The 7,919-nt window shown below is 68.8% G+C and carries 6 protein-coding genes; 3 read left to right on the top strand and 3 right to left on the bottom strand.

Translation table 11 applies throughout. The features are described 5' to 3' along the window. Window positions 1–120: 120 nt before the first annotated feature. Window positions 121–1,113 carry a stage II sporulation protein M gene (locus ACJH5R_RS21650; protein ID WP_406756836.1) on the bottom strand — a complete coding sequence of 331 codons (993 nt, stop codon included), beginning with the start codon at window positions 1,111–1,113 and terminating at the stop codon, window positions 121–123. A 66-nt stretch (window positions 1,114–1,179) separates the two neighbouring features. Between ACJH5R_RS21650 and ACJH5R_RS21645 the strand changes: the two genes are divergently transcribed. Together ACJH5R_RS21645 and ACJH5R_RS21640 are read left to right on the top strand one after the other, a co-directional pair. After that, window positions 1,180–2,010, top strand: coding sequence for an RDD family protein (locus ACJH5R_RS21645; protein WP_406756835.1), 831 nt, complete (start codon window positions 1,180–1,182; stop codon window positions 2,008–2,010). Window positions 2,011–2,215: 205 nt separating this feature from the next. Then, window positions 2,216–3,001: a PadR family transcriptional regulator gene (locus tag ACJH5R_RS21640; protein WP_406782878.1), complete on the top strand. Its 786-nt coding sequence runs from the start codon at window positions 2,216–2,218 to the stop codon at window positions 2,999–3,001. Window positions 3,002–3,010: 9 nt separating this feature from the next. Here ACJH5R_RS21640 and ACJH5R_RS21635 read toward each other — a convergent pair whose 3' ends face one another. Both ACJH5R_RS21635 and glpK read right to left on the bottom strand, forming a co-directional pair. After that, the gene (locus ACJH5R_RS21635; protein WP_406782877.1) at window positions 3,011–3,739 is read right to left on the bottom strand and encodes an HNH endonuclease family protein; all 729 of its coding nucleotides are present in this window, start codon (window positions 3,737–3,739) and stop codon (window positions 3,011–3,013) included. Window positions 3,740–3,741: 2 nt separating this feature from the next. Further along, window positions 3,742–5,259 carry a glycerol kinase GlpK gene (gene glpK, locus ACJH5R_RS21630; protein WP_406756832.1) on the bottom strand — a complete coding sequence of 506 codons (1,518 nt, stop codon included), beginning with the start codon at window positions 5,257–5,259 and terminating at the stop codon, window positions 3,742–3,744. A 294-nt stretch (window positions 5,260–5,553) separates the two neighbouring features. On the opposite strand from glpK, the gene ACJH5R_RS21625 reads away from it, so the two are divergent. Beyond that, window positions 5,554–7,908, top strand: a complete 2,355-nt coding sequence (locus ACJH5R_RS21625; protein ID WP_406782876.1) for a hypothetical protein — start codon at window positions 5,554–5,556, stop codon at window positions 7,906–7,908. Window positions 7,909–7,919: the final 11 nt, after the last annotated feature.

Genomic DNA, 7,919 nt, shown 5'->3' with positions numbered 1-7,919 from the left:
AAACGCCTGCTCACCGACAATCACACCCCACCACAAACCCACGACCTAGCCGCCGCTTGACATAGGAGCAATGCACGTTCGCGCAGGGCCGGGGACCGCCGGCTCGCGCAAGGGCAGGGCCTAGCCGGTCGGGACGAAGTCGGGGGCATCGGCGATGTCACCGGTCTCGTCGGCGGCCACCGCCTTGCGCCCGAAGTACACCACGTAGGCCAGGAACGCCGCCTCGACCAGCACGCCGATGCCGACCCGCAGCCACGTCGGTAGCGGCGACGGGGTCACCACCGCCTCAAGCAGCCCGGCCACGGCGAACACCACGACCAGCCCCACCGCGACCGCGACGACGGCCCGGCCCTGCTCGGCGAGCACCTGTGTGCGGGGCCGATCGCCCGGGGCGATCACCGCCCAGCCCAGACGCATCCCCACCGCGCCGGCCAGGAACACCGCCGTCAACTCCAGCAGTCCGTGCGGGGCAAGCAGTCCCAGCATGAAACCGCCCCGACCGGCGTGGAACATCAGCCCGAGCGCCAAGCCGACGTTGGCCGCGTTGGCGAACAACAGCGCCGGGATCGGCAGGCCCAGCAGCACCGCGAACGCGATGGCGCGGGCGGCCACCCAGGCGTTGTTCACCCAGACCTGTAGCGCGAACGACCCTGCCGGGTGATCGCTGTAGTAGGCGGCGAAGTCATGGTTGACCAACCTGTCGATCTCGACGGGGGTGCCGATCACCGCCTGCACGTCGGGATTGCCGGCCACCCAGCAGGCGATCACCGCCGAGACCGCCAGGAACACCACGGCGGTGCCCAGCCACCACCGCCAGGCGCGGTAGGCGACAACCGGGAACGACACCGTCACGAACCGGACGAACTCCGAGGCCAGCGGCGCATGAGCACCGGTGACGGCGGCACGCGCCCGCGCCACCAGGGCGGAAAGTCGGCCGATGAGCGCCGCATCCGACGACGACGAGCGCACCACCGACAGGTGCGTGGACACGCGTTGATAGAGGTCGACCAGTTCGTCGACCTCGGCTCCGGTGAGCCGCCGCCGATTCTTGACCAGCGACTCCAGCCGATCCCAGGTCGGTCGATGGGTCAGCACGAAGGCGTCGACATCCACGTGGCCGAGCCTAGCGAGGACGGTGAGCTCCTCGCTGAAAGCGGTTCGGCGAGTAGCGTCTGAGCTATGGCGAATCGCGGCCCCGAGCTGGTGACCGGCGACGCCGTCGTTCTCGACATCGCGATCGCGCAGCTGCCGGTGCGCGCGGTCAGCGCGCTGATCGACATCACCGTCGTGATGGTGGGCTACCTCTGCGCGATCGTGCTGTGGGCCACCACCCTCGGCCGGTTCGACGACGCCTTGACCACGGCAGTCATGATCATCTTCGCCGTACTGCTCTTGGTCGGTTACCCCGTCATCATGGAGACCGTCACCCGGGGCCGCTCGCTGGGCAAGATGGCGATGGGCCTGCGGGTGGTTTCCGATGACGGCGGCCCGGAACGCTTCCGGCAGGCCCTCTTTCGGGCGCTGGCCTCGGTTATCGAGATCTGGGGACTCACCGGCAGCCCAGCGGTGATCTGCAGCCTGCTGTCGCCCCGCGGAAAGCGCCTGGGCGACATCTTCGCCGGCACCGTCGTGATCAGCGAACGCGCGCCGGCCTCGACCCCGCCGCCCATGATGCCGCCGGGGCTGGCCTGGTGGGCGTCGACATTGCAGTTGTCGGGCCTGCGTGCCGAATCCGCAGAACTGGCACGGCAATTCCTCGGCCGGGCCGCACAGCTCGACCCGCACACCCGCCAGATGATGGCCTACCGGATCTCCGGTGACGTACTCGCGCACATCTCACCGCCACCGCCCCCGGACGCCCCGCCCGAGCTGGTACTGGCTGCGGTACTGGCCGAACGCCATCAACGCGAACTGGCGCGGTTTGCGGCTCACGCGCCCGGACCGTATTTCCCGCCGCCTCCGGCGCCGTGGCCGCCACCGAATGCGGGCGGCTTCTTTCCCCCGAGCTAGCAAGCCGAGCTCGTGTTCCCTGGCGGTCGATGCGACCGCCAAGTCTTCCGCCAGAGATGGCGCCGCCCCCACCCGTTCCCGCTCGGGATTGTCTCGATCGTTCTTGGCCGGATCGACGCTACCGTTGCATCTCGATAGTTCCCGATATATCGTCAACGTATCGGGAGCGAATCACGCTCCCCCTTCTAGAGCAATGAGGTACGCAATGAACAACCCCTTCGGTCCGCCCGGCGGACCCTTCCCAGACGATGCCGAACACCAGGTCGGATTCGGATTCGGCTTCGGTCCTGCGTCGCCACATCAGCGCCGCGCCGCACACATCGCGCGCCGGCAGGCCCGGCGCGAGTTTCGCCGGCAGCTGCGCGACCAAGCCGCCGACCACTGCGCTCCGTTGGGCTTCGGTCCCGGCCACGAGGCCCCCGGCCCCGGATTCGGCCCGGATTTCCGGCACGGATTCGGTCCGGGTTTCGGGCCGGGTTTCGGTCCCGGCGGTCCCGGTTTCGGCTTCGGCTTCGGTCCGGGCGGGCACCGTGGACACCGGCGCGGCAATCGTGGCCGACGCGGCGACGTGCGGCTCGCCATCCTGGCCCTGCTGGCCGAGGGCCCGATGCACGGCTACGAGATCATCCAGCAGATCGCCGAGCGCAGCCAAGGACTGTGGCGCCCCAGTCCGGGCTCGGTCTACCCGACCTTGCAGATGCTGGTCGATGAGGGCCTGATCACCGGTACCGAAACCGACGGCAAGAAGCGCCTTTTCGAATTGACCGAAGAAGGCCGCGGGGTCGCCGAGACGATCGAGACACCACCGTGGGAGCAGATCGCCGACGGCGCCGACCCGGGGCAGATCAATCTGCGCACCGCGACCGGTCAGCTGTTCGGTGCCGCCGCGCAGGCCGGCCAGGCAGCCACGCCCGAACAGCAGCAGCGCATTGTCGACATCATCAACAGCGCCCGCAAGGAGATCTACGGCATCCTCGGGGAAACCGACTGATCCCGACCGTCAACAGTGGCGAAGGACCCGATGCATCGCGGTCTTCTCGTTCGATGAAACCCACAGTCCGTAAGCGGTTTTGACCGTGATCTGGCGGGCTACGAATTCGCATTCGAACGCGGCGTTCGCCGGCAGCCAGCCGGCGGCGTCGCGGAATGCTTTGTCAAAGTTGGCTTGGGCGCTGACCGCGAGCAGGTTGCGGGGGTCGTTGGCGAAATCGCGGCGGCGCCGGTCGTCCCAAGATCGGGCGCCCTTGTACCAGGCGTCGGCCAACGACACGAGATGATCGACCTGCACGGCGTCGGAGGTCTCCGGGCCACGGACGAAGGCTATGGTCTCGCCGGAGTACGGGTCGTGCAGGACGCCGCGCTGCACCAGGCAGGTGCCCCGTCGCAGTTCGATCTGCGCCAAGTCGCGGCGCAAGATGTCGTCGCGGGTGTTGCAGCCGTTGTGGCCGAATTCGACGTCGACGTCATCGCTCCACCGCTCGCCGAACCGGTAGCGCTTGAAGTCCTGCGCTCGATCCCAGCCCTTGACCGGTAGGGCTTCAAGCATGCGGCGAGCATCGTCATAGCCCGGGTCGAGCGGCGCCGCGCTCGGCGTCGGCGGCGTCGAAGTCGGCGAAGGACCCGAGGGCTGCGAAAATCCGTCGTGCTGCCACCACGCCCAGCCGACGGCTGCCACCACCACCAGCGCAACGAGCGCACCGGGCAGCACCCGCCGTTTGCGTGCGGCCATCCTCAGGGCAGCTCAACCCAGTCCAGCGTGCGCTGCACGGCCTTTCGCCACCCGGCATAGCCTTCGGCGCGTTGGTCATCCGACCAGTTCGGGGTCCAGCGCCGGTCTTCGCGCCAATTGGCACGAAGTTCGTCGGGCCCCTTCCAGAACCCGACGCCCAGGCCTGCCGCATAGGCCGCGCCCAGCGCGGTGGTTTCGGGCACTACCGGCTTGACCACGTCGACGCCGAGCACGTCGGCTTGAATCTGCATACACAGGTCGTTGGCGGTGATACCACCGTCGACCTTCAAAACACCCAGGTGCACACCGGAATCGGCCTCCATCGCCTCGGCTACATCCCGGCTCTGGTAGCAGATCGCCTCCAGCGTGGCCCGCGCCAGATGTGCATTGGTGTTAAAGCGGGACAGCCCGACGATCGCACCGCGCGCATCCGAACGCCAGTACGGCGCAAACAGTCCGGAGAACGCCGGCACGAAGTACATCCCGCCGTTGTCGGCCACCTGACGGGCCAGGGACTCGACCTGCGTGGCGCCGCTGATGATGCCCAGCTGGTCGCGCAACCACTGCACCGCGGAGCCAGTGACCGCGATCGAGCCCTCCAGCGCATAGACCGGCTTGGCGTCACCGAACTGGTAGCAGACCGTGGTCAACAATCCGTTGTCGGAGCGGACGATCTGCTCACCGGTGTTGAGCAGCAAGAAGTTTCCGGTGCCGTACGTGTTCTTCGCCTCACCCGCCGACAAGCACACCTGGCCGACCATGGCGCTCTGCTGATCGCCCAGGATGCCGGCGATCGGCACCTCGCCCCGCAACGGCCCGGTGCTCGCGGTGACCGCGTGCCGGCGCCGCGTCGACGACGCCGTGATGCGCGGCAGCATCGACCGCGGGATCGAGAACAACGCCAGCAGTTCGTCGTCCCAGTCCAGGGTTTCGAGGTTCATCAGCATGGTGCGGCTGGCGTTGGTGACGTCGGTCAGGTGCACCCCGCCGCGCGGCCCGCCGGTCAGGTTCCACAGCACCCAGCTGTCGCAGGTGCCGAACAGCGCGTCGCCCCGTTCGGCGTCGGCGCGCACACCCTCGACGTTGTCCAGAATCCACTGCAGCTTGCCGCCGGAGAAATAGGTGGCCGGCGGCAGGCCCGCCTTGCGCCGGATCACCTCGCCGTGGCCGTCACGCTCCAGAGCCGCCGCGATGGCGTCGGTCCGGGTGTCTTGCCAGACGATCGCATTGTGGTAGGGCTGGCCGGTGTTCTTGTTCCACACCACCGTCGTCTCGCGCTGGTTGGCGATGCCCAGCGCCGCCAGGTCCGAAGCGTGCAGCTTGGTGGTGTTGAGCGCCGACACCAGCACCGCGGCGGTGTGGTTCCACAATTCGAACGGATCGTGTTCCACCCAGCCGGCTCGGGGCAGGATCTGTTCGTGTTCGAGTTGATGCCGGCCCACCTCCGCACCGTCATGGTCGAAGATGATGCAGCGGGTGCTGGTGGTGCCCTGGTCGATCGACGCGACGAAATCGGCCAAGTCTGACTCCTGTCCATACCGGTGCCCGTCGGTGCCGCGTCCATCATGGCTTACCTGGCCCGATCGGGTGGCGCTACGCGGCAGGATCGCGACGCTCGGCAGCGTCGGTCCACAAAATCAGACATTCTTCACGAACCCATCAGACGCTATTTATTCACTCAGACGCATATTTCGATGTATTGCGAGTAGATCTCGTGATGGTGAACAAACGGTGTCGGAACGCCGCCGATGTCTGTGCCCCCCAGAAGCCGCCGTGGCCGACCGCGTGCAGGTCAGAACTGAATCGGAGAAGACATGGACGTCGTCCTCGGTGTGGCACTTGCGTCGAGCACACCCGCCACCATCCACACCGTGCTGGTCTGCGGAGAACGCGGGGACGGCGTCACGCTGGAAGAGCTCAGCATTGACGTGCCCACCGACGAGTTCGCCGAGTTCCCCGCCGTCGACGCGTTGATCGCGGCGATCCTGCGAGCGCGCGACGCCGCGGACTCGGCCGGTCTTCACCTGGTCTCGACCGGGGTGACCGTGACCGATCCACTCGACGCGGCCGCACTGAGTTCGCGGCTTGCCAGCGGCGCCCTCGAAGGCTTGGACAACGTGGCTCTGGTCTCGCCGGTGCTTGCGGCGGCAAGCCTGACCCACAATCTGGGACAGACGGTCGGCTGCGACCAGATGGGGCTGCTGTCGGTCGAGGCGTCGACCGCGACACTGGCCATGGTCGACTGCACCCACGGCACCATCACCCGGATCTTTCGCCAAGCCCTCGATGGCGGCGACGCCACCGCCGCGGTCGACACGGTCGCCGATCGACTCAACGCCGCCCAGACCTGCCCGGACGGCCTGTTCCTGATCTGCCCCGAGGGTGATTCGACAGCGCTTCGGCCGCGACTGGAGGCGACGGTCGACCACGAGGTGTGCGAACCCGCGGAACCGCGTGCGGCCCTGGCCCGCGGCGCGGCACTGGCATCCGCCCGCCTGGTCGGTGTCGAGGCGCAGTCCGCAGCGCTGGCCTACACGCAAGAACCCGGGTCCGGTGCTGTCGGCCCCTGCTACTACGACATCCCCGATCTGGGAGCCGACGATCTCGCCTACAGCGCGGTGCCCGACGACGAAGCCGAAGCAGCCACCGAGATCTTCGCTCCCGCGGGTCCGCCGGCCCGGCGCCCGCTGCTGGTGGCCGGTGCGGCGCTGGCTTCGGCCGCATTCGCCGCGGCGTCGGCGCTGATGGTGGCCATGACGCTGGACATCACCCCCAACCTCGTCGCGTTGCGGCCGGATCTGGGCCGAGCGCTGACCATTCCCCACCGGGCGCCGAATCTTCAGGTGCCCGCCACCGAGCCGTTCGGGGGACAACCGCCGGTGATGGGGCAGGCTCCAGCGGACTCGATACCGCTGCCGCCGTTGAGCCTGCCGTCGGCGCCCGACCTGCCGGCGGCGGTGCCGCTGGATGCCCCGGCGCCCGGCCTGCCGGCACCAATGCCGGTGGCGGCCGGGGCAAGCAGCGGGCCGTTGTTTGTTCCCGCACCGATATTCGGTCCGCCGTTGCCCATGCAGCCGCCGGCGACGCACCCCCTGTCGCCCTTCGTCGTGGCGCCGCTTCCGCGGCCGGCCCCCCACCGGCCCGTCCTTTCGGGGATGCCAGACCTGTCATTCCTGTGGGGGCTGCCCGCGAAGAAGCCGACGGCCCCGGTCCCGCCGGTGGTCAAGCCACAACCGCCCGAGGTCAAGCCCGAACCCCCGGTCGAGCTCCCCACTCCGCCGGTGGTCAAGCCCGATCCTCCGGTCGTGAAGCCCCACCCGCCGATCGAGCTCCCCACTCCCCCGGTCGTGAAGCCGAACCCGCCGGTCGAGCTCCCCGATCCTCCGGTCGTGAAGCCCAATCCGCCGGTGATCAAACCGATTCCGCCGGTGATCAAGCCGAATCCCCCGGTGGTCAAGCCCGATCCTCCGGTGCTCAACCCCGAAATCCCAGTGGTCAACCCGAACCCACCGGTGGTCAAACCCGAGATCCCGGTGATCAAACCGAACCCTCCGGTGGTGAAACTGCCGGATCCGCCGGTTCAGGTCCCGGACCTTCCCGCGGTCAACCCCAACCCGGGCATTCAGCTGCCCGAGCTGCCGGTCAAGGTTCCCGACGCACCCGCGGTCAACCCGGCCCCCGGAATCCAACTGCCGAATCTGCCGATCCAGCTGCCGAATTCAGGGCCCCCGGCAGGGCTGCCCGCACCTCAGGCGCCCTCGCTGCCGTCGCTACCGGCACCGCAGGCACCCTGGCTGCCGTCGCTACCGGCGCCCAAGGCCCCGTCGCTGCCGTCGCTGCCCGCACCGCAGGCGCCCTCGCTGCCGTCGCTACCGGCGCCCAAGTCCCCGTCGCTGCCATCGATTCCCGCACCGAGCGCGCCCTCGATGCCCAACCTGGGTGGTGGCATGTTCGGCGGCGGCGGCAAGCCCGGCGGAATCTTCGGCGGCGGCGGAAAGCCTGGCGGCGGACTGTTCGGCGGTGGCGGAAAGCCCGGTGGCGGCCTGTTCGGCGGTGGCGGCGGTGGCGGCCTGTTCGGCGGCGGAGGGTCCCGCGGTGGTGGGCTGTTCGGCGGTGGGGGCGGCGGCCTGTTCGGCGGAGGTCACGGCGGCGGCCTGTTCGGTCATTAGCGTTCGCCGAG

The sequence above is a fragment of the Mycobacterium sp. SMC-19 genome (genome assembly GCF_045310815.1).
Classification (GTDB): Bacteria; Actinomycetota; Actinomycetes; order Mycobacteriales; family Mycobacteriaceae; genus Mycobacterium.
This window is presented reverse-complemented; position numbering and strand designations above follow the sequence as displayed.

Coding starts and splice junctions, on each gene's coding strand:
- ACJH5R_RS21645 (WP_406756835.1), top strand. CDS start 1,180: ATGGCGAATCGCGGCCCCGAGCTGGTGACCGGCGACGCCGTCGTTCTC.
- ACJH5R_RS21640 (WP_406782878.1), top strand. CDS start 2,216: ATGAACAACCCCTTCGGTCCGCCCGGCGGACCCTTCCCAGACGATGCC.
- ACJH5R_RS21635 (WP_406782877.1), bottom strand. CDS start 3,739: ATGGCCGCACGCAAACGGCGGGTGCTGCCCGGTGCGCTCGTTGCGCTG.
- ACJH5R_RS21625 (WP_406782876.1), top strand. CDS start 5,554: ATGGACGTCGTCCTCGGTGTGGCACTTGCGTCGAGCACACCCGCCACC.